The sequence below is a fragment of the Fibrobacter sp. UWB1 genome (assembly GCF_002210325.1).
Taxonomy (GTDB): Bacteria; Fibrobacterota; Fibrobacteria; order Fibrobacterales; family Fibrobacteraceae; genus Fibrobacter.
This window is the reverse complement of record NZ_MWQL01000020.1, coordinates 24,282-48,260: the sequence shown is the minus strand read 5'-3', so window position 1 is coordinate 48,260 and position 23,979 is coordinate 24,282. Positions and strand designations below refer to the sequence as shown.

General features: G+C 51.6%; 19 protein-coding genes. 10 read left to right on the top strand and 9 right to left on the bottom strand.

Annotated features, from left to right (window positions below; all coding sequences use genetic code 11):
- Positions 1 to 178 precede the first annotated feature (178 nt).
- Positions 179 to 2,074, bottom strand: a complete 1,896-nt coding sequence (locus B7988_RS13000; RefSeq protein ID WP_088658252.1) for a glycoside hydrolase family 9 protein — start codon at positions 2,072 to 2,074, stop codon at positions 179 to 181.
- 172 nt (positions 2,075 to 2,246) lie between these two features.
- Between B7988_RS13000 and B7988_RS12995 the strand changes: the two genes are divergently transcribed.
- The 5 genes from B7988_RS12995 (at position 2,247) to B7988_RS12975 (ending at position 6,608) form a co-directional block, all read left to right on the top strand.
- Positions 2,247 to 3,494, top strand: a complete 1,248-nt coding sequence (locus B7988_RS12995) for a TRAM domain-containing protein (RefSeq protein ID WP_249269002.1) — start codon at positions 2,247 to 2,249, stop codon at positions 3,492 to 3,494.
- A 50-nt stretch (positions 3,495 to 3,544) separates the two neighbouring features.
- The gene (locus B7988_RS12990) at positions 3,545 to 3,985 is read left to right on the top strand and encodes a hypothetical protein (protein WP_073319903.1); all 441 of its coding nucleotides are present in this window, start codon (positions 3,545 to 3,547) and stop codon (positions 3,983 to 3,985) included.
- 3 nt (positions 3,986 to 3,988) lie between these two features.
- Positions 3,989 to 4,903, top strand: coding sequence for a hypothetical protein (locus B7988_RS12985; RefSeq protein ID WP_088658251.1), 915 nt, complete (start codon positions 3,989 to 3,991; stop codon positions 4,901 to 4,903).
- A 96-nt stretch (positions 4,904 to 4,999) separates the two neighbouring features.
- On the top strand, positions 5,000 to 5,452 hold the full coding sequence (locus B7988_RS12980) for a hypothetical protein (RefSeq protein WP_141225677.1): 453 nt from the start codon (positions 5,000 to 5,002) through the stop codon (positions 5,450 to 5,452).
- 7 nt (positions 5,453 to 5,459) lie between these two features.
- Positions 5,460 to 6,608 (top strand): hypothetical protein, encoded by a 1,149-nt coding sequence (locus B7988_RS12975; protein WP_088658249.1) that lies wholly within the window; start codon positions 5,460 to 5,462, stop codon positions 6,606 to 6,608.
- A gap of 108 nt (positions 6,609 to 6,716) precedes the next feature.
- On the opposite strand, the gene B7988_RS12970 is transcribed toward B7988_RS12975, so the two are convergent.
- Entirely contained in the window at positions 6,717 to 10,184 is a 3,468-nt protein-coding gene (locus B7988_RS12970; protein WP_088658248.1) for a PD40 domain-containing protein, read from the bottom strand.
- 92 nt (positions 10,185 to 10,276) lie between these two features.
- Positions 10,277 to 12,286, bottom strand: coding sequence for a carbohydrate binding domain-containing protein (locus B7988_RS12965; RefSeq protein ID WP_088658247.1), 2,010 nt, complete (start codon positions 12,284 to 12,286; stop codon positions 10,277 to 10,279).
- Positions 12,287 to 12,451: 165 nt separating this feature from the next.
- Between B7988_RS12965 and B7988_RS12960 the strand changes: the two genes are divergently transcribed.
- Positions 12,452 to 13,828 (top strand): nitroreductase family protein, encoded by a 1,377-nt coding sequence (locus tag B7988_RS12960; protein ID WP_088658246.1) that lies wholly within the window; start codon positions 12,452 to 12,454, stop codon positions 13,826 to 13,828.
- Positions 13,829 to 13,834: 6 nt separating this feature from the next.
- Here the strand turns inward: B7988_RS12960 and B7988_RS12955 are convergent, their stop codons facing one another.
- Positions 13,835 to 14,524, bottom strand: coding sequence for an LrgB family protein (locus B7988_RS12955; RefSeq protein WP_170930661.1), 690 nt, complete (start codon positions 14,522 to 14,524; stop codon positions 13,835 to 13,837).
- Positions 14,521 to 14,946, bottom strand: coding sequence for a CidA/LrgA family protein (locus B7988_RS12950; protein WP_088627525.1), 426 nt, complete (start codon positions 14,944 to 14,946; stop codon positions 14,521 to 14,523). The genes B7988_RS12955 and B7988_RS12950 overlap by 4 nt, the downstream gene beginning before the upstream one ends.
- A 42-nt stretch (positions 14,947 to 14,988) precedes the next feature.
- Between B7988_RS12950 and fmt the strand changes: the two genes are divergently transcribed.
- The 4 genes from fmt to B7988_RS12930 are packed head-to-tail and all read left to right on the top strand — an operon-like array spanning position 14,989 to position 19,514.
- Entirely contained in the window at positions 14,989 to 15,915 is a 927-nt protein-coding gene (gene fmt, locus B7988_RS12945) for a methionyl-tRNA formyltransferase (protein ID WP_088658245.1), read from the top strand.
- Positions 15,903 to 17,198, top strand: coding sequence for a transcription antitermination factor NusB (locus B7988_RS12940; protein WP_249269001.1), 1,296 nt, complete (start codon positions 15,903 to 15,905; stop codon positions 17,196 to 17,198). The genes fmt and B7988_RS12940 overlap by 13 nt, the downstream gene beginning before the upstream one ends.
- Positions 17,199 to 17,208: 10 nt before the next feature.
- Positions 17,209 to 17,814, top strand: a complete 606-nt coding sequence (locus tag B7988_RS12935; RefSeq protein WP_141225676.1) for a hypothetical protein — start codon at positions 17,209 to 17,211, stop codon at positions 17,812 to 17,814.
- Positions 17,814 to 19,514, top strand: coding sequence for a hypothetical protein (locus B7988_RS12930; RefSeq protein ID WP_088658242.1), 1,701 nt, complete (start codon positions 17,814 to 17,816; stop codon positions 19,512 to 19,514). Before B7988_RS12935 ends, B7988_RS12930 begins: the two co-directional genes overlap by 1 nt.
- Before the next feature lie 77 nt (positions 19,515 to 19,591).
- Here B7988_RS12930 and B7988_RS12925 read toward each other — a convergent pair whose 3' ends face one another.
- The 4 genes from B7988_RS12925 to B7988_RS12910 all read right to left on the bottom strand — a co-directional run bounded on the left by B7988_RS12925 (position 19,592) and on the right by B7988_RS12910 (position 23,964).
- Positions 19,592 to 20,593, bottom strand: a complete 1,002-nt coding sequence (locus B7988_RS12925; RefSeq protein ID WP_249269000.1) for an A/G-specific adenine glycosylase — start codon at positions 20,591 to 20,593, stop codon at positions 19,592 to 19,594.
- Between the two features lie 122 nt (positions 20,594 to 20,715).
- Entirely contained in the window at positions 20,716 to 22,161 is a 1,446-nt protein-coding gene (locus B7988_RS12920; protein ID WP_088658240.1) for a glycosyltransferase, read from the bottom strand.
- Entirely contained in the window at positions 22,130 to 22,951 is an 822-nt protein-coding gene (gene hisA / locus B7988_RS12915) for a phosphoribosylformimino-5-aminoimidazole carboxamide ribotide isomerase (protein ID WP_073319961.1), read from the bottom strand. Before hisA ends, B7988_RS12920 begins: the two co-directional genes overlap by 32 nt.
- On the bottom strand, positions 22,951 to 23,964 hold the full coding sequence (locus B7988_RS12910; protein WP_073319964.1) for a hypothetical protein: 1,014 nt from the start codon (positions 23,962 to 23,964) through the stop codon (positions 22,951 to 22,953). The genes hisA and B7988_RS12910 overlap by 1 nt, the downstream gene beginning before the upstream one ends.
- Positions 23,965 to 23,979: the final 15 nt, after the last annotated feature.

Genomic DNA, 23,979 nt, shown 5'->3' with positions numbered 1-23,979 from the left:
CATCCTATTTTTTTACCCCCTTAGAGGAATTTGCGAAAGAAAATATACGTTACCTGAATTTGCGTTAGCAAATTCGAATCAGTGTGACAAAAAAGATTCTTGAGTATGAAACAAATGCAGCATCAAATGATGCTGCATTCGTTTTGTATTGGGTGGGATTGGGAGGATCTTGTTTCAGTTAGCGGACCTTTTTGCCGCCGATACTGAAGTAGCTCTTGATTCCGTTTCTGTCGGTGTATTCCACCTGAACCTTCTTGCCGCGGAGCACGAGACGCTTGCTGTTTGCCTGCGGAGCGGCCTTGATACGGTTGCGGGCTGCCGGAATAGAGGTAAGTTCGTACTTGGCCGAGACCGGAGTCTTGATGTCGTAGGACTTGCCAGTGGCTGCGATTGCCTGGATGCTGCCGATCACGTAGGCGAAGGGGGCGTTCCAGTTGATAGCGACTTCGTTAGTGGCGTAGCTACAGGAGTTGTCGTAGTAAGATCTTGCGACGGCGTCGGGGTTGTTGTACTTTTTGGCGCAGTCAGTAGCGGATGCGTTCGGACCACCGGCAATCATACCCGGAACAGGAGCGTCAATGCTGTCAGCCTGGCTCGGACGGTGGTGCGGTTTCATGACCGGATTGACTCCGTAGCCGGTAAGGTAAGATTTGTCGAGCGGATTGCGGCCCAGAATGTAGTCCACGATGCTCAGGGCTGCATTCAGGTACTTTTCGTCCTTTGTCAGAATGTAGGCGTGAATGAGAACCATGCCCTTGTTGGCGGCAACACCATTGGAACCCCAGTAGAAGTCACCCTTGGCAAGGGCTACGCCGTAGCCGTTGTTGTCGAGAGACTTGACATAGTTATCGGCCATTGTGGTGATGATGGAAGTAGCGGAGTCGACCATTTCGGCTTCAAAGGCGTCGGGGCTCATAGCGATGGTGAAAATGCCGAGCATGTAGTTGTTCTGCCAGCTTTGGAGAACGGCCTTCTTGTTGCTGATCGGAAGGGACTTGATAATGCTTGACACGGAGGTGTCGCCACTGACGCGGTACATTTCGATGTTGGTCCAAAGCTTGGATGCCCATTCGACAGAACCGGTGTAAGTTCCCGTGCCCACGTCGCTGGGCTGTTCGTAAATTTCGTAGGGGTGTGTCAATGCCCAAATGCGAGCCTTCTGTGCGGCGTCAATGCACTTCTGGGCAAATTCAGGATCGTAGGGCTTGTAGATTTCGGAAGCGAGAGTGACTACGGCTGCGAAATCCCAGGAAGCTTCGATACCTTTACCGATTGCAAAGCGCTGTGCGGTTCCCTTTTCGGGCATGATGGTACCGGCAAACTGCTTGGTGGTGAGCTTGTGGAACACACCGCCGTCATCGTCTTGCATGGTGAGCATCCAGTCCAGATTCCAACGGATTTCGTCCAGGAGGTCGGGGATGTCGTTGCTGCTTTCGGGAATGTTCAGCTTGAGGGTGTCGTAGTATTCCTTGTTCTGCTGGTAAAGCTGAAGGAGCGTGTAGGTAGAAATGCCGGAGTTCACGATGTACTTGCCGTAGTCGCCGGCATCGTACCAGCCCTTGGAACCGTTAAAGGTTGCTTCGGTGTCGGTCTTGCCGGTAGAGGGGTGGTACTTGACGGCGGTATCGAGGTGGCCTGCGGCGCGGGCGTAAATGCCGGCGTATTCTTCTTCAAGAGCGGTAGAGGCGCGCTGGAAATAGAAGAACTTGATAGAGGCTTTGCCGGCCTCTTCGAGAGCCTTGTCACCGATGGTAATGGGGTGGCCAATCGGCTCGTCATCGATATAGGCTTGGTATTTGCCTTCGGTCTGGATTTCGGAAAAATCGACCAGGGATGCGGCGGTATCGCCTGCAGGAATCCAGACTTGGGCTTCGGGGGCGGTGACCTTTAGAACTTCGGTGCCGCTAGAGGTCTTGAAAACGATTTCTTTACCTTCAGCGCCGACAACGGCCATTTGCTTTTGGCCCTTGGTCAAGAAACCGACCTGGTTCATGTAGGCTGTTGCTGCGAAGAGGCTGCTCGCACCAAGAGCAGTCATCGCGAGAACGGGGGAAAGAATTTTTCTGAACTCCATAATAACATCCTTGTTTGTTTTCTATAAATCTAGACCTTTTGAAGATTAGTAGGTAGGGGGCGGAAGGTAGAAAGTGGTTACGGCTGAAAACTTAAACTCATAACTCACAACTCATAACTCGCAACTCACAACTCACAACTCATAACTCACAACTCATTACTATATTTGCGTTGTGATTTATGAGCTCCGCATAGAAAAGATGGTGCAGGGTGGCGAAGGCATGGCCCGCCTGCCTGATGGACGCGTGTGCTTTGTGCAAGGGGCGCTTGCGGGCGAACTTTGCCAAGTGGAAATCTTGCAGAATAAGAAAGATTTTACGCGGGGTCGGGTGATTAAAGTCACGGAAAAAAGTGTAGACCGCGCGGAGCCGAGATGTGTGCTTTACGGCAAGTGCGGCGGGTGCAGCTTGCAACATCTGGAAAGTTCTGCACAGGCCGCTTGCTCTGTGCTTGTAGAACGCGAAAACTTTAGGCGAATCGCCCGCGTAGAATTGCCGGAAGACTTCAGGATTCATACCGGGCCTGCATGGGGCTACAGGAACCGCGCCCGCGTGGTGATTGCCCGCGCCAAGAGCGGCAAGGTCAGCTACGGATTCCGTATGCAAAAAAGCAATGGGATTATTCCGTTTGAAAATTGTCCGGTGCTAACGCCCGCACTCAATGCGTTCCTGAAAGAAAATGCGGCAAAAATTTTTGAAGAATCGATGAAGGCGTCCAAGCGCCCGCCCAGAAATTTTGAGCTGGACGTGAATTTGTTCGATAACGGTGCGGGCAAGGTCAGCTATTACTACAAGGGTATGCCTGCCGCCGACTTCGAAAAGAATGCCGTGAGTGTTGTCGAAATGGCCGGCAAGAAAATCCGTTCGGACGCTTCGGTGTTTTTCCAGAGCAATCTGGCTTTGCTGCCGGAGCTTGTAACCGCCGTGCAGAATGCAGTTGATGAGGGTATTGCAAGCGGCGAGGCGAGTGACGCCTGGCTCATTGACTTGTTCAGCGGAGTCGGATTCTTTGCGGCGATTTTGAAGGACCGCTTTAAAAAGATTACGACCGTGGAACGTGACGATGGCTGCTTGACGCATGCCCGCGTGAATTTGAACGGGGGCGTTACGGGGGTGTCCCCCGTCCCTATAAACATAGAGAACGTGTCTGCCCCCGCAGAAGATTGGCTTGCCGAGAACGTGGTGGACATGCCTGCAACCTTGATTGTGGACCCCCCGCGGACAGGGCTCCCTGCAACGGCATTAGAGGCCATCATCAAGAGCTCGGTGAACCGCCTGATTTATGTTTCTTGCGATCCGGTGACGCTCGCAAGGGACTTTGCGAAGTTCCGGGAGGGCGGTTTTGCCCTGAAAAAGGCCGAAGGTTTCGCCTTTTACCCCCAGACACCCCATTTGGAAATGTTGTTTGTGCTTTCGAGATAGCCGACAAACTGGTATTTTACTAGTTTAAAAGCGCATACAAGGAGGCAAGTATGAAAAAATGGTTCGTTGCATTCGTGGCGGCGATGGCTAGCCTGTTTGCAGGATGTTCGGTTGAGGATACCGCTATCGTATGCGGAAGAGAATGGAATCCGGCCCTTGATGTCGTGGCCGATACCATGAGCGAGTTCGAAATGAGGGACCCGCTGATTGTGCAGTTCCGTTACGGAAAGAGCTTTGACTTTTCGATGCTTAAGACGACCTTTTACGAAGGCACGATTGCCCACAAGGGCGAAAAGATTTGGGACCACGAAGTGGCCGTTAGCGACAAGCAGTGGGTCTATACGCTGCAGGGCAAGTCCCGCCATCATATGGGCGTGATGACGGCCCGCGAACTGTGCCGCAAAAAGGAACCGGGCCCGGTTGTCATTGAAGTCAGTGGCGATGGCAAGGTGCTTTTGTCCAAACAGATTCTACTTACTAAAAATCGGTAATTCATGAAGAAAATTCTATGTGCAGTCACAGCTGCCCTTGTAATCGGCGGTTGCGGTGAATCCAAAGTGAACGTGAGCTATAAGGTGGACGCCCCTGTTGTGGTGGAACTTTATGCCGAAGGATATTTTTCGACAATTGACTTGAAGGGTAACGAACAGATGGGGACGGTGACGGCCGCTTATGTGAACCTGACGTATTCCAATGCGGGCGATACCTTGAAGGTGCACCGCGATTACGTGATGGACAAGTCGCGCGGTTACTTGAAGAACTACATGCCTTCGGAACTGGCTTGGCGCGTGAAGTCTGTGGATATGGCTGCCATTGATCGCGAAGTAAAGACTATCGAAGGCCTTGAAGACGGCTACGATTCCCTGCTTGCACGTATCCCGATGCCCGAAGTGTGGCGCAAGCAGCTTTTGAATCCGGATTACAAGCCGCACTTGAGACGCTTGGAAAAGCACCGCTGGGAAATGGACCACATGCTTTTGGGCGAAGTGCCGACCAAGGGTAACATTACGCAGATGCTCAAGGACCAGGGCCGCTTGAACTTTGCCTTGATTCAGGTGGATTCCGTGGTGGTGAAGGGCTTTGAAAACCGCGACCATCGCCGCTGCCTGGACTATGTGGTGTACCTGCAGGAAAAGGAAAACTTCCCGTACTACATTTGGGAACAGCACGTGAATAGCGGCATTGTTCCCGAACAGTTCAAGAAGTACAACAAGGGCCTTAAGGCGGAATACCAGACCCAGTTCGAGGTCATGATTGACCCGACGACGGGCGTGCCTTGCCAGGAACGTGAAGTCAAGGTCGGAACGCATACCATGGTGAACCCCGACACGAAGGACACCGCGACCTTCAAGAGCCAGATTACACTCGAAAGACTTTATACGCTCAAGAAAGCGGAAGAGAATGAATAATTAGTGATGTGAGATGTGTAATTATTAATTGTTCATTATTCATTTCACATTTCACATTTCACATTGCACATTGCACATTGCACATTTTAATGGCCTATGCGTAAGTTTTTTTGTGTACAATTGTTTTTCCTTGTGGCTCTCGCCATGGTGGGGTGTGCGTCGCATCCGTCGCCGCAACAGACGATGGTGGATGACCGCTACATGGTCTACAAGGAAATGGAGAAGGCATACCGCGCAGCCGAAGAAGAATACATGAACTTGCTCTTTAACATTGAGCGCATGCCCGAAGAAGAAGAGCTGTGGATCATGAAGCGCGACAAGATGCTGGAGCTGATGCAGTTGAAAGAACTGATGCTCAATGCCCGCGCGGAACTGGACCAGGCCATGCAGGAATGGGAGCGGCATATGCTGGACTTGCAGGCCGAACAGAAGAAGGCGCAGGTCAAACCCTACAATCCGAACTTTACGGGTAAGGACGGCCAGCGCACAAGTCCGGGACAGTTGCTTCCCGGCGAAATCAAGCCCAAACAAAAATACGGCGAACTTTAGGGTTATAATGAAAAAAATAATCCTGCTGGTATTGTCCGCGATAGCCTTTCTGCAGGCAGAATCATTTACGTTTTATCTGCTTGTGCCCGAATATAGGGAATGGCTTGAAACGCCGCCAATTATTAAAAATTTGGCAAATGGTGATGTCATACCTATGGAACGTGATGCCGAGGAATATTATGGTTGGTATCATTATACATGGGAAAAAGATTCTATTCCAGATTCGGTGCTAATTTATTCTTCTCGTGATACTTCTTTTGAAGATCCTATAGCTAGTGACGGTTTTTGTTCCAAGACGAATGATTCGTTCCCATTAAAAATGATGAGCGATTTAGTTGACACGGTTTATTTCGTTTCGGAATTGTCTTGGAGAATCGTTGATGGTGTTGATGAATATGGTTTTGCATATAATGATATTCGTCAAGATATTTATTATTCAAAAGATGATTCCTTTGAATATTATTCAAAGAAAATGTATGTGTTGGTTCCAGATTATAAGGAATGGATTGATGAAATCCCTATTCTTGTAGATGCTAAAGATTCCTTGAAATATTGGGAAATGAAACCGGATGAACAAAATAAAGGATGGTTTAGTTATTCATGGAATCATTGTTCTATTTCACCGGATTCACTTTATTTGTATAAAAAGACTGATTCCACAAGGCTAGCTCCTGTTGGAGAATCAGGTTTTGCATATGGAGAAACGGATTTGGTTCCTTTGAAGTTTGAGAATACGCTGAATATTTTCTTCTATCCTGATTTGAGATATGATTGTGCGATTCCTGATGTTGAATGCTTTTGTAACAATGCTTATGAAAAGTGTTATTGCAGTGCCTATGAAAAAGTTAGATGGAAATCTTATGATGTCCGTCTTGCATGCCAGTTGCGTTATGATTGCTTAAAAGATGATTTTGAACCATATTACTATAATATGGAATTGCGCCCTGTTCGCATGGCTGCGCAAATTTATGTTCAAAGTATAGGCTCTGCTATTCAAATGTCAAGTTCTAAATTGCAACCATTTGCAGTATTCAATGCAATGGGGCAAGTAATGACTCGCGGAACCGTAAATGGAATTACGAATGTTAAAGTTCCTAACTCGGGAATGTATCTAGTAAAGATTGGTTCCGAAGTCCACAGGTTAAACGTGCGTTAAAATCTTGGCTACTGCCAACTATTTGGATCTACATCGCAAGGCGAGAGTCGCGGACAAACCGAAGGTTTGTACATGACCGAGCCTCAGATGTAGCTACAAATACATGGCTTACTGCCATGTATTTGTGAATCCCATTCCAATGGCGAATTTGATGCGGGTGGGGGCGATGCTTTCGGGTATTGCCGGAAGGTCAATGGGCGTAAGCTTTTTACCCCCATGCAAATTCTCGTCTTCGTCGATGCGGTTCAGACCGCGGGCGAGCGTGAGCGAGATGTCGAACGGCACGCTGTAGAAGATTCGGTTGCTCATGCGGAAGGTTAAGCCCACGGAGCGGTCCCAGAATCGGTGGTCGGTGAACTTGTCGGTGTCGAACCACTTGCCGTTCCAGGCGGCGCCCATCTGCGAGAACAAGTCGATGTAGAAACTGCGGGTCTCGAATATCCATGCGCTCTTGCGCCAGTCGTCGTAAACGGGGTAGAGGTAATGGAGTTCGGCAATGGCGGTGCGCATGCCGGCGAGCGTGTAGTTTTCGGAATTGCGCAAGTAAGGGTAACCTTCGATGAATACAGGATTGTAGTAGTACGAATCGAGCGTGTCCTGCTTGGCGTCGGTATTCCACTTGTACACGCCGCTAAGTTTGCCGCCGGCCGCTAGGCGGGCGCCGGTGAGCGGACTCTGGATACTGCCGTAAAGATTGATGCCGACTTCGTGAATGTTGAAGTTGCGGTACTTGGGCGTAATCTTGCCGTTTGCGTTAACGGTAAAGCTTTCGGCGAAGGTACCCGGGCGGAACAAGTCGGAATTGCTGTACTGGTAGAAGAGCCTAAGCCCGTTGCCCTGACCGTTGATTTCGGTGTCTTCGGCGTGGTCGCCGTAGAGACCGAGTGCGACGAGTGTGGTAAAGCGGTTCTGGTATGTCCAGTCGAAATTGTCTTCGTACAGGTTGAAGTTTGCCCAGTCGTAACCGGCGGCCACCTGCAAGGTGTCGATGCTCTTGAAAATACTGTAACCGGCGCCTGCGACGATAGACTGCATCGAAATAGCGTAATGGCTGACGCCGAGGCTGTCTCCGTTGTTGGCGCGAACGTCTTCGTAGCGTATGGTGTCTTTGCTGGTATAGTTTGCGTAAGTGTACGAAAGTCCGAGGTCGAGCGGAGTGCTGTGGTTTTCCCAAGACACGAAGAATTCTTTTTCTTGCCTGGGGTTGAGTCCGTCTCCGTTGATGTAGTCAATGCCGTTGCCGATTTCGAGCAAGAATCCGATTTGGACAGTGTTCTTTTTGAGCGGGTCCGAAAGGATAGCGGCAAGGCCTGCCTTTGCCTTGAGCTGACCTTCGCCAAACACGGTAAGGTCGGGCGCATTTTCGCTAAAGACTATCATCGGAACGAACAGCGGAATATAGGGGATTGGCTTGTAGTCGCGCTCGATGCCGGCGAATTCGATGTCTGCAATTTCAAGCGGCTTTTCGATACGGGGCGGGAGTGTACCGCGGAGTGTGATTTGTGCATCGGCGGGCTTTTGCGAGACGGTGCGCGTGGTGTCTGCAATTTTCAGAACGGAATCGCGGAGGACGATTTGCGGAACGCAGGGCGCAGAGTCTGTGGATTGCTTCGCTTCTTCGGCGCTCGCAATGACGTTTGTATCTTTTGCCGTTTCAACGCAGCTTGTGTCGGCGATTTGAATGACGCTGTCGCGCTCGGTTACGGTAACGGCGGTGTCGTTTACCATCGGCGTTGCGCCATAGGGCATTTTATAAAGCGAGAAACCGTCTTTGTCGTATTCGGTAAAGTAGAGTGTGTCGCCTGCGAGGGCCGGAGTGAAGGCGCCGCCGACTACGTTGGTGAGCGGGCGTTCGCTTCCGCTGGAGAGCGATTTTTCAATTAGGTTGAAAATGCCGTTCCGGTTACTGGCAAAGACAATCTTGTCGTTGTCAATCCAGTTTACGTCGCGTTCATCAAAACCTTCGGTGCTGACTATCTTGAAATTCTTGCCGTCGCTATCGATGATGGCAATGCCGCGGGTTTTGTCGTCAAAAAATCCGAAAGCGATGCGCTTGCCGTCGGGGCTGAACTTGGGGCTGTAAATGTTGTAGTAGTTGAATTTGGAATCGGGAACAAAGAGGTCAACCGGATCTTCGGAGGTGTAATCCTTGATATTTTTCGGGTACGGAACTTTGGCGAGCTTGAATCGCGTGCTGTAAGGTTCGCGCATGGCGAAGATGACTGTGGTGCCTTGAGCATCGATGGCGGGATACACGGCGTCGGCGAGGTAGGTGACAGAAACAGAATTCTTGTTGGTGTCGCTTACGGCGATGTCAAAGTGGGCGTGGCCATCCTTGTCGCGGTTCTGGTAGCTCACGTAGGCAAGCATCGGGCCTTGCACGCTGTCTTCGTGGACATCGATACCCTTGTCGAGCCAAGGTTTCTTGAGTTTGAATGCGTGCTTGGCGTAGTCGCCGATTTCAATCGTGGAGTCTGCGGTTTCGTTTTCGACGGTGATTTCGCCGATTTCGACGCCATCGATGACTTCGTCCTTTTTGCTCGTGTCTTTAGGGCTGAGCGGCATCTTGAAAAGTCCGCCGTCAAACCAGGGGCCGCCAAAATTCGAAACGCCGTACAGGTTCTTGCCTGCGACAATCGGGAAGTCTTGCCAGAAGGAGCCTTCGGTCATCTTGGTGCCTTCGACGAGAGTGCCGAGACTGTCACGCTGCGCCTTATAGGCTTCAGTGATTTCCTGTTTCCATTGGTCGTAAAGCTCCTGTTCGCTTATGCCGAGCACTTTCTTGATAGCGCCATCGAGAGTCATGCGGTTGTACTTGGACATTTCGTGCCAAATTTTCGGCATGGCGTCTTCGCCGTATTTCTGGCTGATGTAACGCACCAGCGAAAAGCCTTGCGTGTAGGGACCAAGTTCTGCAAACAGCGAATTTTCCGAAAATTCGTGCATGTAGGGGAGCGTGAGCAGACTATCGTTCAGGGCTGCCACGCGGAGTAACATGTCGCGGTGGGTATCCCAGGCGTCGAAACCCATGCGGCTCGATTCGTACTGGGCCGTACCCTCGGCAAACCAAAGCGGCTGCAGCGTAAAGGGAATCATGCTCGCAAAATCTTGCGTGGTGCGTTCGTTGTAGTAGTCGGTATAGCTGATTTGCAAACCGTAAATACTCGGTTTGAACTTGCTCGCGTTTTCGATACTGACCAAGTGGCTGAATTCGTGCGTGACTACGTCCGAAAGCCAACCGTGGCTGCTGCGGATTTTGAAGTCCCAGTTGGTTAGCCAAAGGTTGATGGAGTTTTCGCTTGGGATGGCGTTACCGTTACTGTAAAGGGCATTGTTGAGAGTCGCGCTCACGCGGCCAGGCAAGTCGCGATGATAACGGGTGACGACAGAATCGTAGACCGCCTCGGCGTAGGCGGAAACTTTTGCAGCATGCGAACTGTATTCGGCCGGGTAAATAAAGTTGAAGTGGTCTGTGCTTGCGGCCTTCCAGCGAATGTCGCTATTGTTGCCATAAAAACCATTGGCAAAGGCTGCTCCAACACATAAAAATAAAAGGCTCGAAATAGACGCACGCATAGTGTTTAAAATATACAAAAAAGGGGGGGGTAAAAAAGCCGCGCATCCTGTAATGGTTGCGCGGCCCAAGGAGCTAATGATGTTGAAGTTTATTATTCAGCGGCGCCGAGGCCAAGGGCCTTGTCGATACCGTCGATGAGCTTGGTTCCCTTGAGATCACCTTCGAACAGCGAGAAGTTGCCGGTGTAACCCCAGTGTGTCCAAGGAATCTGGAGCGTGTCGCAGATTTCGCGCATGGCGGTCAGGTAGTTCAAGCGATCCTGAGCAGTGGAGCGGAGGTTCAATGCGCCGAATTCGTTGATGATGACCGGAACATTGTTGGTTGCAGCCCACTTCTTGGCCTTGAGAATCTGTTCCATGATGGCTTCCTTGCTGCCGGTCTTGTAGTAGTTCTTGATATTTGATTTCACGTAACTCTGAGTGCTCTTGGTGACACCGAAGTCGCCAGAAACTGTAGACCACTTGGCCGGATTGTAGGGGAACGGGATTCCCTTGATGGTGGCGTAGTCGGTCCAGGAACCACCCTGGTGGGTGAAGGCGAACGGCTCGTAGGTGTGAATCACGTAGACGATGTTGTCGTCGGTGAACGGGGTGCGCTTGGCGAGCAAACTGATCGAATACCACTGGGCATCACCGAAGAGAATCGTGTGCTTCTTGTCGACGCTGCGGATAGAATCGATCATGGCCTGGGCGGCGACTGTCCACTGGGCGGCGGTCACCTTGCCGGCACTCATGTCGGGTTCGTTCAGCAATTCGAAGAAGATGTCTTCGCGGGTATTTTCGGCATAGTGGGTGGCTACGTGCTTCCAGGTTTCGGCCATCATCTGGATATACTTGTTATCCTTGGCGCTGGTGGCGTTGTAGCTGTTGTCGTATTCGTGGTAGTCGATCACGAACGACATGTTGTGATTGCCGGTCCATTCCACGAAGGAATCGAGAACGGTAAAGAGCGTGCTGTCGTCAAAGTCGAGTGCGACGGTTCCCGTGGTGTCCTTGACGAATGCGTCGCGGTTGGTGGCGTACAGGTCAAGGTCAATGGGCAAGCGAAGGCTCTTGATTCCGTTGTCGGCCAAAAGCTTGATGTCGGTTTCGTCAAAGACGAATTCCTTGAATTTGCCGTCGGCATTTTCGAGCCAGTTCGTGAAGTTGATACCCTTGTTCAGGTACTTCATGGCCTTTGCCTGCAGCGGGCTCGTGACTGTGATTTCGGCTTCGGTGAATTCAACCGTCGGAATGACCGGATCGTTGATGGTCATGTCGGGCTTGTCCGCTTCGACTTCAGAAGTGTCTTGCAGGTAAATGTTGTCGATAAAGAGCGAATCGCTAGTGACCTTGGCGTTACCCTTGGCCTGGAAGCTGATAGCCCTGATGTGCTTGGCATCGAATGGAACTTCAGTGCCCCAGCCGCCTTGGACTAAGTCCTTGAAGCGGATAACAGCCTGGGTCCAGGTGCGAGAGGCCTTGACCTTTGCCAGGTGAACGTCGTAGTCCGTGACATCGGAAATTTCGATGTGGACTTCGTGTGCGCCACCTTTGTACCAGTAGGTAATGCCACCGAAACGACCGTTGGCATCGTCTTCGGCAACCTGAATGCCCCAACCCACATACGGGTCGTATGCGTATTCGCCCTTGTCGAGCGTGTAGTTGACTTGCAGGGCGTATTTGGACCCGTTGTTGACGGCGCCGGCGATTATGTCTCCGTCTTCGTTTACTGGGGTCGTGATGACAGAGGCACCGTCGTTGTCGTTATCGCTGTAAGTGTACCAATAGTTGTCGATGGTTGCAGAATGATTGTCGCCGTCTTCGAAGTCGTCAACCAGGAGGCCCTTGCCTTCGGGAAGCGTGATGGGGCCTTCAGCCGGAAGGGTAGACGGATCCACTGTCGGATTTGTCGCTGCAGATGAATCGGTTGGATTGGCGGCAGAATCTGTCGGAACCGTGGTGGAATCCGTCGGAAGCGGGGTGGGTATAGTCGTCGAATCAGTCGGATTTACTGCTGGTTCGTCGGGGGCAGCCGTCTTGCTGGAATCGTCGCCGCAGGCACTCAAGAAAAGAAGCGCTGCTGCAGAGAGTGCTAAACTTGATTTAGTTTTGAAATTCATGTGAACCTCATTGTGTTTGAAACCTTGGGTTGTCCCAATTCCCTTTTTGCCTTAAATCTATTATTAAATAGACAAAATGAACTTAGTAAATTGGCTTGTTTTTGCGTAGGTGTATCGGGTGTGTTGCACCTTTTTGGGCTTTTTTTTTGCTATTATTTCGTTTAAATGCGCTTTTTTTCTGAGAAATACCACGAATCCATTTGCCTTGTCCGTAAGGAAAAGCCTGTGGATGTGTGTTGGGAATCACAGAAAAATCCGGATCGCCGTTATAAAGGTTGCAATCGAATCGACTTACATCAAGGTGAAATTCCTGCATTCGGTTACGTGTCTGGCGATAATTTAAAACCGGTGGGCGTGTACGTTGTCGTGCGAGGCCGAAAGGTGCCCGATGGCGTTTATGCTTATGATGCTGTAGGCAAAAGCAAGGTTCCCGATGTGGTGGGGCAATTGGTTCGCGTGGGTGGCCGCGAAGAAATGAAAAAGATTGTGGCCGCCTTCCCGGACAAGGATTTTGCAGAAGAAGCTCCGCTGATTTATATTTTTACGGGCCTTTTGGAACGCTCTGTCTGGCATTATAGAGAAGCGGCTTATGCGCAGGTGATGCAAGACGTGGGTGCCTGTGCCGCAAGTGTCATGCTCCATTCGAAATCGAAGGGTGCAAAGGTCTTTGCTTTGGGCGGTTTTGTCGATGACGAAATTGCGGTGACGCTCAACTTGCCTGTAACGGAAATTCCGCTGGCAGCTTTGGCTGTGTTTCCGGAATACAGCGAACTGGCATTTGATTCTGTGGACGAAGGTGTCGGCGAGACGGCTTATTCGAACCGTAGCGAGATGGAAACGGAAATCGGTTACGATCCGGCCCGATACCCGGCTTTGTTCATGCGTCAGAACCGCGCCGAAAACATTACTGATCTTACGAAATGTATTCGCATTCGTAGACTTTCGGCCCAGGCGTATCCGGGCGAAGAATTCCCACTGACGCCTGCCAAGTACGATGCGGCAAGCTACTTGGGTAAGCTTGAAGATATTGAAATGTCTTCGAGGAATCAGCACCCGTTTAGAAAAGTGGGTTTTGACCTGGATGATTTTTCGAGTATGCTCCGCTGGCTTGAAGTCGGGCAAATCAATTTGTTCGGTGCAGGGCTTCTAAAAATCTGGGTGATCTCCTTTGACGTGATGTTTGTGTACCCGGGTGTTTATCGCTATGTGCCTGTTCGCAAGTCGGTGTTTATGCAGTCGGCGATATTGAACATCAAGAAATTTGCCAAGTGTCATGCGGTGCCCGAAGTGGCCGAGAATACTGCATTTGCGCTCTTGCTTACGGCGGATTTGAACGAATCTTGCAACTTGCTTGGTGAACGCGCGTACCGTTACATGAATTTGAATGCGGGCTATATAGCGCAATCGATGAAGTTGTCGGGGCAAATGCTTCGCAAGGAGACTCGCTGTGAGCGGTTTTTCTATCACGATGAGCTGAAAAAACTGTGCGAAATTCCTGAAGGCGAAAGTATTGTCGCCGAAATTCTGGTGGGAAAGGCCTAAAATCTTTTAAATAAGGCTAATGATAATCGGGGTGACGATAGCGGTAAATAGACCCGCGACTCCGATGGAAAGGCTGCTCATGGCGCCTTGGACTTCGCCCATTTCCATAGCCCTGGTGGTGCCAAGCGCATGGCTTGCGGTGCCGATAGCGATACCTTGGGCGACCTTGTGCTTGATGCGGCAGAACCTGCATACGGCAGGGGCGGAAACGGCCCCCGTGATTCCTGTAATGGTGATGGCGATAATGGTGACTGGTGGGATGCCGCCAATTTGAGCCGACACGACGGAACCCATGGGAATCGTGATGGACTTGGGCAAGAGCGAAAGCATGAGTGTTTCACTGAGACCGACAAGCTTGCTTACGACAATGACGCAGGCAAGAGAGGTGAGGCTACCTGCAAAGATTCCGGCGAGAATCGGTTTCCAGAATTGCTTGAGTTTGGAAATCTGCCTGTAGAGGGGAACCGCGAGCACTACGGTGGCGGGGGAGAGCATGACGGAAATGTAGTCGCCGCCCACATTGTAACTTTCGAGGCTGATTCCTGTAATGAGCAGGAATCCTACAATCAGGATGTTTGCGATTAGGAGCGGATTCAGGAAGGAATACTTGAATTTTTTGCTGATGGTGACACCGATTTCGAAGGTGACTAGCGTGAGCAAGATTCCGAACAGGGGAGAATTGATGATGGCGTTCATTTTTGCCCCCCGTTTGCCTTGTTATGGGATGCTCGATCGGCGAGACGTTCTGCACGCAAGGCTAAGTTTTCACGGTATTCTTGCTTACGGATGAACAATTGCGTGACACGGCCGCCGACAGCGATGGTGACGAGTGTGAAGGCAATGCAGAGGAACAGCAAAAGCGGCCACTTGGAAAGGACTTCGTCGCCGACGGCCATGATGGCAATGCTCGGCGGTAAAAAGAAAAGCGCCAGGTGGTTCAGGAAGAAACTGGAAACGCCCGAAATCTGCTCCGGCTTGATTATTTTTGAACAAAGTAAAATCAAGAGCAGGACCATGCCGATAATGTTCCCCGGGAGGGGCACGCCTACGATGCGGTGGAGAAATTCCCCGGCGACGCAAATGGCGAAAATCACGGCAAGTTGGAGCGGTATTCTCATGACGGGTGCAAATGTAGAAAAGTATATTCTATATTTCATGTTATGAAAATCGTATTTATGGGAACGCCGGAATTCGCGGCTTGTTTTTTGAAGCATCTCAAGGAATCGGAATTTGCTGACGTGGTGGCTGTGGTGACGCAACCCGACAGACCGGCAGGGCGTGGGCGTGTGCTAACGCCGCCGCCAGTGAAACAACTGGCCCTCGAATACGGGCTGCCCGTACTCCAGCCGACCGACTTGAAAGCGCCCGAATTCGAGGACGCCCTGCGCGCCTACGATGCGGACCTCTTTGTGGTCGTTGCCTATTCGATTTTGCCGAAGAATATTCTGGCGGTTGCTAAGCATGGCGCGGTGAATGTACACGGCAGCTTGTTGCCCAAGTACCGCGGAGCTGCCCCTGTGCAGCGTGCGATTGCTGATGGCCTTAAAGAAACGGGCGTGACTGTGTTCCGCCTGGATGAAAAGATGGACCATGGCCCGATTCTTGCCCAAAAGACGGTGGTGATTGACCATCAGGATACGACGGCAAGCCTCTTGGAAAAGATGGTTGCGCCTGGCTGCGAAGCGCTGGACGATGCGATTCACCAGTTGCTGGAAGGTCGCGAAAAGGACTTGACTCAGGACCATGCCCAGGCCAGTGGCGCCCCGAAGCTGAAAAAAGAAGAAGGCTTGATCGATTTCAATTTGCCCGCTGCAGTAATCCACAACAGAATTCGCGCCTTCAATCCGTGGCCGGGTGGCTATGGAAAGTTGGGTGGCCGTATGGTTTACCTGCGCAAGACGGATACGCCGGAGAATGGCCCGAAACTCGCCCCGGGCGCGGTGGAATTCAAGGATGACCGATTCTACGTGGGCACGGGCGAAGGCGTGCTCGAAGTGATTGAGATTCAGGCCGAGGGCAAGAAGCCGATGCCGGTGGCCGACTTTATGCGCGGAATCCAGAAGCGCGAAGGACTTTGCTTTTGCTAGATGAATCGCTGAAAGAGAGAATGGATGCATTCCGCGTCCTTGTGCTTTGGCAGAAGGACGGTAGCTTTATCAAGGAAAGCGGACTTTCGCCTTTCGCGATGGAACTTGCCTTGGGCGTATGCCGTAGGCATTTGTACCTGCAATACTTTTTAAAGACTCTCGTAAAGAAAATGCCCTCGCTTGAAGTGGCGACGGTGCTTGAAATGGGAATATTCCAGATGTTCTTTATGGAAATCCCGGACCATGCCGCCGTTTCGACAAGCGTGGAGCTTGCGAAGGCGGCGAACCTTCAAGAAGGTTCCGCGCGGCTGGTGAATGCAGTGCTGCATGCCGCGCGCAAGTCCGGGCTGCCGGCGCTCCCACCTCAAAAGGTGCGGCGCGTGTCCATCGAGAATTCGGTGCCCGAATGGCTGGTGCGCAGGTGGTTCGACATTTATGGCGGTACACGCGCCGAAGCGCTCGCCAAGGCGACGCTTGAGCGCCCCGTGGAATGGATTCGGGTGAATCTGCAGAAGACTTCTGCGCCGGTGCTTGCCCAAAAGCTCGGGCTCACGGGCGCAAGCATTCTTTACGACCGCTACATTCAAGTGCCCGCGGATGCGAAACTTAAGACGATTCTGGAATCGGAAGCCTTTGCGAACGGCGAATTCAGCATGCAGAATCCCTCGGCTTACGAAGTCGTGAAACTGCTGGACTTGAAGCCCGGCCTTAAGGTTTGGGATGCATGCGCGGCCCCTGGCGGAAAGGCGGCGCTCATGGCCGAAATGGATTCTTCTCTTGAAATTCTAGCAAGCGATGTGTCGGAATCTCGCGTGCTCAAGATGCGCGATGTCGTGGACCGCCTGGACCTTACGAATGTGCGCGTGGAATGCCGTGATCTACTCGGGGGCGTTGCGGGTACCCCCGCTAGAGAGGGTTGCGAGCAACGGAATCGTGCGAGCGAGGGAGAGGCTTCTCCCTTTGACAGGATATTGCTCGACGTTCCTTGCAGCAACATGGGCGTGATTGCGCGCCGTCCGGAATCGGTATACCGCATGACGCCAGAATCGATCAAGGAACTGGCAGAACTGCAGTACAAAATTTTGCAGGCCGCCTCGGCAAGGCTTGCGCCGGGTGGAATTCTGGTGTATGCAACTTGCAGTCCGGACCCGGAAGAAACGACCAAGATTGTGAACAAGTTCGTGAAGGAAAATCCGGAATTTGAAAAGGGCGAGTCGGTGTTCCCGGGCACCGAAGATTTACGCTTTGATGGGTTCTTTGCTCAGGCATTGCGCCGAAAATAAAAAGGATTTTATGGGGAAGCTGAAAAAACTTTTATTGCTGGTTGCGAGCCTTGCGCTAGCTGCACTGGCCCAAGAAAATTCAACCAAAGTAGAAGATATCGCGTTTTCGAAGGTGTATCTTGGAATTGAAGGCGGCGAGGTTTATCCGTTTGGCGACTTGATTGATGCCACTTACAATACGATGTATGGCGGACTCAATTTTCGCTATTCGTACTGGAAAAATGTCGATGGCGTAGTGATGTTCCATTACGCGTATTTCAAGCCGCGTCCAGATGTGGTACCGTATGACGGCGTGCACCAGGCTTCGGGCAAGCTTGGACTCGATTGGCGATTCCCGGCGATTCACCCGATAGTTCTTGGTGGCGGTTTTGCTTGTAACTGGACTCGTGCCGATTTAGATGATGACATCGTGAAAGATGAAATCTATGATGAACCGGGTGGCACTTTGGGCGACAACGAAACGGAATTCGGTTGGTTTGCCCGATTGAACGTGGTTCTTTGGAGTTTTGAAAAATTCCGCGTGGGTTTTAACTTCATGTGGGAAGAAATTTGGACCTTGCCTAAGCGTTCTGATATGTTGTATGCAGGCATTTATGTAGAAAGGAAGCTTTGGTAATGAAATATCGTTCTTTGACCTTGCCGCTTCTTTTGGCTTCGGGTATTGCCGTGGCTCAGGTGCCTGCCGAAATGGAAGGCATGGAATATGAAACGCGCGCCGACGGAACTTTTTTGATTGGTGGCCCGACTTTTGCGTTTGATAGAGTGATGGGCGCTGGTGGCGTGCATTCGGAAAGCGAACTTTGGTCGCCTGCAAAATTGCGCGACCGCTTGATTTTTAACCGCATGTCGGGTACGCCTTCGTGGACTCCGCTTGAACCGGGTGTATGGCTTAAGACGGGTAATGAACTGGGCGACCTGATTTACCAGGATTTTATCACTGAAGAGAATAGACCTGAAAATAGAACGCCGATTCTGGAAGGCGGTTTCCGCAGTCCGACTTACAAGGGCTTATGGGCAACGGCGAGGCTTTTCCAGGATGACCACTTTTGTAGTGGCGCCTACGCTTACCGCCGCGATATGGTAAATGGCAACTACACTCACCTGGGTGCAAACTGGGCGATGTTCAGTTCGGCCTACGGCGGTCTCGGTTACACGAATTCGCTCGTGAACGCCTCGGTCTTGGCGGGCGAAGAATACCTCTGGACGTATACGGCGACTTCTCGCTGGATTCCTTCGCATTACAAACCCCGTGTAGAAGCGCGCGCCGACATCAAGGATTTGTCGATGACTGTCGCCTACGAAGATATCGAGTTCGAAAACCTGCACGATAAGGAAGAGGGTAGCCGCAAAGAAGTGAACGGCTCCGTTTACTACAAGTGCGGCAAGGCTTGCGAAAAGGGAGTTTTCAAGGTGGCGGCAGGACTTGCTTTCCGCGCGGTGGATGACGAGGGGACGGTATACACCGAACTTGAAGAAGATCGCGTGGCGTGGCCGTTTATGGAATTGCGCGTGCAACCGGTAGGGCGCTTGACGGCCGATGTGACTTTTGGCATGAATGAACGCGATTGGCTTGTGCAGGACAGTATCCAGTTTGTGGCTCCGGCGCCCGAAAACATGGGTGTCGTGGTGGGCGTCAAGAATATTTCGGGCTCACGCTTGAATCCGCTTGCCGATACGAAAGAATTTTATGATGGCCGCGAAATTGACTTGACAGCCGATGGACAGATGAACTTGATTCAGGCTTATGTCTCGTATGTGGATACGTTGGGTGGCTTTGTTTCTATCGGTGGTCGCGGAAGCCTGTGGGCAGAACATGGGGCCGAAACTTTTGATGTCGAGGAAATCCGCTATCGTGAAAAATACGATTTGACCACGCGCTATGGCGATGTTTCTCGTATCGATGATTGGATTAAAGGCGTGACGGCGGAATTGTGGCTGAATACCTGGTACCGCGACATGTTCAAGTTTACGGCGATGGCGGGCTTTGAACACATTGAAGGCCCGGTGGACAATGCCGAAGTGACTCCGGCGGAATTCTACACAGGCTTTATGGGCGACTGGCTCTTGAACAAGACTTTCAAGATTTCACACTCGATTCGCTACAGGAGCGATGCCAAGTGGAATTTGCGCAGCAAGAACCCGATGGTCGTGAAGGGCGACTGGACTTGGGACGCCTCGTTCTCGCAGATGTTCCCGAAGTATGGTATTTCCCTGACGGGCACGCTCATGCATGTGCTTGCCGACGAAGTGATGGAAACGGTGAACGGCGGCTATGACCGCATCCGCTTTATTTGCCAGGCGAAGAAGACGTTTTAGAAGAAGTAATTAAAGATGTGAAATGTGAGATGTGTAATGAGGAATTATTCATTTCACATTACTCATTTCACATTTGCCTAAAGTTTCGCCAATGCTTTTAGGCAGAAACTGTTCGCGAAAAAATCCTGGGCTGTTTCACGCTTAATCCACTGAATTTCGTGTGTCGTATTTGCAGATGCTTTGCGCGTGGGAGCCTTTTCGCGGAGCTTTATGTGCAGGACATCGCATTCGATTTTATGCACGGTGATATTGTGCTTGAATTTGCCGATGTTCTTGACTGCGCAGACATTGTCGGCGTTGATGTAGTCTTCGGCTTGGGCGGGGAGGCCCGAGGTGGCGTTGCGCGGCGATTCAAAATGCGGCAACGTGAACTGGTTCTTGAAAAATTTTTGCCCGCCGTGAATGGCTAGAATTTTGTGGTCGGCGCTTTCGATGACGAGTACGGTGCCGTGCCAGTCTTTTTGAATGTGTTTTTTGGCGGGAGGAAAGTCGGCGGTGCGATTTTCTTTGGCGGCACGGCAAGATTCCTGTAGCGGGCAGTTCGCACAATCGGGGTTCTTGATTTTGCAGACGGTGCGGCCAAGTTCCATCAGGGCTTCGTTATGCATGTAAGCCTTGGGCGAGTCGGTGACTTCGCGGGCGTAATCCCAGTAGATTTTTTGAGCGTCCTTGGATTCCGTCGGTAAAAAATCGAGGGCGTAAAGTCGCGAAAAAATGCGCACCAGGTTGCCGTCGAGAATCGCTTCGCGCTCGTGGTAGGCGAGACTTAGGATTGCGCCTGCGGTGTAAGCACCGATGCCGGGCAAAGCCTCCAGTTCCTTGCGCGTGCGGGGGAAATCCTTGCGCTCTGCGGCGATTTTTGCTGTCTTTAAAATGTTTCTTGCGCGGCTGTAATAGCCTAAACCTTGCCAGTATTTAAAGACTTCTTCTTCGGATGCGACGGCGAGCGTTTTTATATCGGGAAAGCGCTTCATCCACCTCACGAAATATTCGCGGACGGTTGACACTTGCGTCTGCTGTAGCATGGTCTCGCTAATCCACACCGCATACGGGTCGCGGGGGGCGTCTAAATCGCTCAAGCGCCACGGTAACTCAGCCGCATTCTTACGAAACCAATCTCGCAAATATTTTAAGATCGCCTTATCCATGTTTTTAATAGCGACGCTCATACCTCAGAGGTGCGTGGCACCGAGCTCATTGCTCATATTCCGTATGCTTCGCGTTTGAGTTTCCTGAAGAATTCGAACTGGGCCTTGGTCGAAGATTCCATGGTGTACTTGAGGCTGCGTTCGTGGGCCGTTTCGCGCATCTTGGCGTAGGTTTCGGGTTGCTCGAGGTAAAGCTTGCGGCATTCTTCCAAAGCGTTCAGCCAGGCGCCTTCGTCAATCGGCAAGATTCGGCCTGCGGCTTCATCCATCACGATGTCGTGCGGGCCGCCGTAATTGCTCACGATCGCGGGCGTGCCTGTAGACATGGCTTCGACGACCACGTTTCCGAATGTGTCAGTAACGCTCGGGAACAAGAAGAAGTCGGAATCGGCGTAAAGGCTTGCGAGTGTTTCTCCGCCCTGTTCGCCTGCAAAGTGCACGCTGTTGTCGCCTTCAAAGAACTTCTTGATTTCTTCGAGGTACCAGCCGTAACCCACGTACATGAGTTCTACGTCGTTGTGCTTGGCGGCAAATTTTTTCCAGACTCCGTTCAAGAATTCCAAGTTCTTTTCTTTAGAAATGCGCCCGATGAACGAGAATCGCACCTTGCGGTTTTCGTTCTGGATTGCCTCGGTTGCGCCGTTGTACTTTTCCCAGACGCCCTTGCCGCGCATGGCCGGCGAGAACTTTTCGAGCGGGAGACCGCGGGGCAAAATCTGCACCTTGTTTTCGGGTATCTTCAACTGCGTCGTGAGAATCTTGGCGTAGTCCTTGCAGGGACTTACCACGGGCTTGGTCATGCCGTAGAAAATCTTCATGAGCCAGAGCACAAAGTGGAACATCCATTTTGCTTTCACGAGCGTGCGGGTGTAAGTCGGAACGTCGGTGCGGTAATGGCTAAAGACTTTGATGCCGGCAACTTTGGCGCAGAAGCATACGAGCCATGCTCCTGGGCTTGGCGTTTCAAATTCAATCAAGTCGACGGGGTAGCGCTTGAGCAGCCTAAGTACCGGACCCACGCGCGGAATGGCCAGTTCGCTGTTCGCATACCCGAGCTGTTCCATGCTGAATAGGCGCGGGAGTAAAATACAGTAGCCGTTTTCGACGACACCGCAGGGGCGCGTGTTGAAGGCGTTTCCGGCGAGGAAGGCATGCATGCCGTGGGCGCGCATGTAGGGAATCACGTTTCTTAAGTTGTTTGCAATTCCGTTGGTTTCGTCTAGGTTGTCGGAATAAAAAAGAATGCGCACATCATCGGCAGGGTGTTGCTTGCGTTCTTTTTTCAAATAGAATCGTAACTTCAAGAGTTTCGGTAAATTAAGAAACAGCGAGCCGAAAACGATGGGCGGAATCATGCCGGTGCGCAGGTTTCCGGGAGGCTGGTGCTTAAAACCGAACATCTTCTTGAAGGTGCTCGTGACGGTGCGTCCAAAGATAGCCGGACGCGTATCTAAAACGTCGGAGGCTTTAAGCTTTGTTGAATTTGACGCAGTCGGCATACTTCACTCCTTTGCCACCGAACAGGTCCAAGGCCGATCCGATGGTGAGATCAATCGTTCCGTTAGAAATTTGTTTGCAGTGCTTTAAGTCTTCAAGCGACTTGGCGCCGCCGGCGTAGGTGCAAGGAATGGGACTGTGCTCGGCGAGGAACATAATCAGTTCGTCATCCATGCCCTGTTGCTTTCCTTCGACATCGGCGGCGTGAATCAGGAATTCGTCGCAGTAACGCGAAAGGTCTTCGAGCGTTTCCTCGTTGATTTCGATGTCTATCAATGTCTGCCAGCGGTTCGTGGCGATTTTCCAGCGGGGGTGTGCTTCGTCCGGATCGTCGATTTCGTCGTCGGGGACAAATTGCTTTTTCTTCGCGGAACTCACACGTTTGCAGCTTAAATCGAGCACCAGATGTTCCTTGCCGACCGTTTTAGAGAGCAATTCCAAACGTTCGCGGTCCAGCTTGCCTTCCGGGAAAATCCAGCTCGTCACGATCACGTGGCTAGCGCCTGCGTCCAGGTATTCCTTCGCATTCTCGGCGGTGATGCCGCCGCCGACTTGCAGTCCGCCGGGGTAGGCGGCGAGTGCTGTTTTTGCGGCGTCTGCGTTGCCCTTGCCGAGCATAATTACATGGCCGCCCTTAATGCCATCTTTCTTATAGAGTTCAGCGAACCAGGCGGGGGAGCGGTCCGTTTCAAAATTCGTCTTGAGACCCGTGCCGCTGTCATTCAGCGAGCTGCCTACAATCTGCTTTACACGTCCGTCGTGCAGGTCAATGCATGGGCGAAACTTAGTCATTAGTCTTTAACTCCGGTAATACACCAGTCAATCTTTTTTCCGTGGCTTGCGTCGCTCCTACCCCTGTAAAATAGAACTTCGCCGCCAGCTGCAATCTTGAAGGCCTTCTTGGCGAACCAGCCGTCTACTTTGTCCAAAAGGCTTGCCTTCTGGAGCGTCTTTGCCACGCTGAACTTGAGTGCGGGAACGCTTGCGTCTTGCCATTCGAAGGTCAAGTCGCTCTTTGCGAATTTTTTGCCACTATAGTTGTCGCTGCCGTCCTTGATTGTCTTGGGGTGCGCGACTTTGATTCCGGATTCGTCTTTGTAGAGCGCATATCCGAAGGGTTCGCCTTTTTCGGTGAGCGAGATGCGGCCTGCAAACAGCGGCGACTTTGCACTTGTGCTAAAGTTGATGGAGCGTACGGCCAGGTCAGTTGCCTGCACGGTTTGCCAGGTTTGGTCCATGTAGGCGTATCCCTTCACGGCAATCGTGTCTTCATTGTAGGCGATTTTGCCTTTAACGCGGCCGTAAGGAATGTGCACGTATTGTCCGAAACTTTCCTTGCCGATTTTCCACACGCCGTTGCCGGGGACTTTCCCGACTTCGGCCGATTCAAAGGTCACGTCAAGCAGGAATTTGCCACCCTTGTCGGCGGTAAAGTACACGCGGTGATCTTTGCCCGGCTTGTGTTCCATTTTGTATTCGCCCTTGATGTCGATTGTAGCCGAGGCCTTGTCGGCTTTAAGGCGTTCGGGCGGGTACTGGCGGCCTACGGTGTACGTTTTGCTTTTGAAATTCCAGAAGCTCATGTCGCAAGCGACTTTCTTGCCGGAGCCCGGAATATGGAGTGTGGAATAGTTGATGAAGGCGCGAGTGCCGTTGTCGAAAACGAACTGATAGCTCCATGTTTCGTTGAATTCTTTAGCGTTATTTTGGTGCGGCATAAAGTCCTCGACTGACACGCTGCGCACAGAGCCTTGTGGCGCCACGACATCACCTGCAAAAGCAAACGATGCACAGAGTGTTGCCATAATCGCTATCAGTAT

Excerpts from the sequence above, each read along its gene's own strand:
- B7988_RS13000 (WP_088658252.1), bottom strand. The coding sequence starts at position 2,074 with ATGGAGTTCAGAAAAATTCTTTCCCCCGTTCTCGCGATGACTGCTCTT.
- B7988_RS12990 (WP_073319903.1), top strand. The coding sequence starts at position 3,545 with ATGAAAAAATGGTTCGTTGCATTCGTGGCGGCGATGGCTAGCCTGTTT.
- B7988_RS12985 (WP_088658251.1), top strand. The coding sequence starts at position 3,989 with ATGAAGAAAATTCTATGTGCAGTCACAGCTGCCCTTGTAATCGGCGGT.
- B7988_RS12980 (WP_141225677.1), top strand. The coding sequence starts at position 5,000 with ATGCGTAAGTTTTTTTGTGTACAATTGTTTTTCCTTGTGGCTCTCGCC.
- B7988_RS12975 (WP_088658249.1), top strand. The coding sequence starts at position 5,460 with ATGAAAAAAATAATCCTGCTGGTATTGTCCGCGATAGCCTTTCTGCAG.
- B7988_RS12970 (WP_088658248.1), bottom strand. The coding sequence starts at position 10,184 with ATGCGTGCGTCTATTTCGAGCCTTTTATTTTTATGTGTTGGAGCAGCC.
- B7988_RS12965 (WP_088658247.1), bottom strand. The coding sequence starts at position 12,286 with ATGAATTTCAAAACTAAATCAAGTTTAGCACTCTCTGCAGCAGCGCTT.
- B7988_RS12960 (WP_088658246.1), top strand. The coding sequence starts at position 12,452 with ATGCGCTTTTTTTCTGAGAAATACCACGAATCCATTTGCCTTGTCCGT.
- B7988_RS12955 (WP_170930661.1), bottom strand. The coding sequence starts at position 14,524 with ATGAACGCCATCATCAATTCTCCCCTGTTCGGAATCTTGCTCACGCTA.
- B7988_RS12950 (WP_088627525.1), bottom strand. The coding sequence starts at position 14,946 with ATGAGAATACCGCTCCAACTTGCCGTGATTTTCGCCATTTGCGTCGCC.
- fmt (WP_088658245.1), top strand. The coding sequence starts at position 14,989 with ATGAAAATCGTATTTATGGGAACGCCGGAATTCGCGGCTTGTTTTTTG.
- B7988_RS12935 (WP_141225676.1), top strand. The coding sequence starts at position 17,209 with ATGGGGAAGCTGAAAAAACTTTTATTGCTGGTTGCGAGCCTTGCGCTA.
- B7988_RS12930 (WP_088658242.1), top strand. The coding sequence starts at position 17,814 with ATGAAATATCGTTCTTTGACCTTGCCGCTTCTTTTGGCTTCGGGTATT.
- B7988_RS12920 (WP_088658240.1), bottom strand. The coding sequence starts at position 22,161 with ATGCCGACTGCGTCAAATTCAACAAAGCTTAAAGCCTCCGACGTTTTA.
- hisA (WP_073319961.1), bottom strand. The coding sequence starts at position 22,951 with ATGACTAAGTTTCGCCCATGCATTGACCTGCACGACGGACGTGTAAAG.
- B7988_RS12910 (WP_073319964.1), bottom strand. The coding sequence starts at position 23,964 with ATGGCAACACTCTGTGCATCGTTTGCTTTTGCAGGTGATGTCGTGGCG.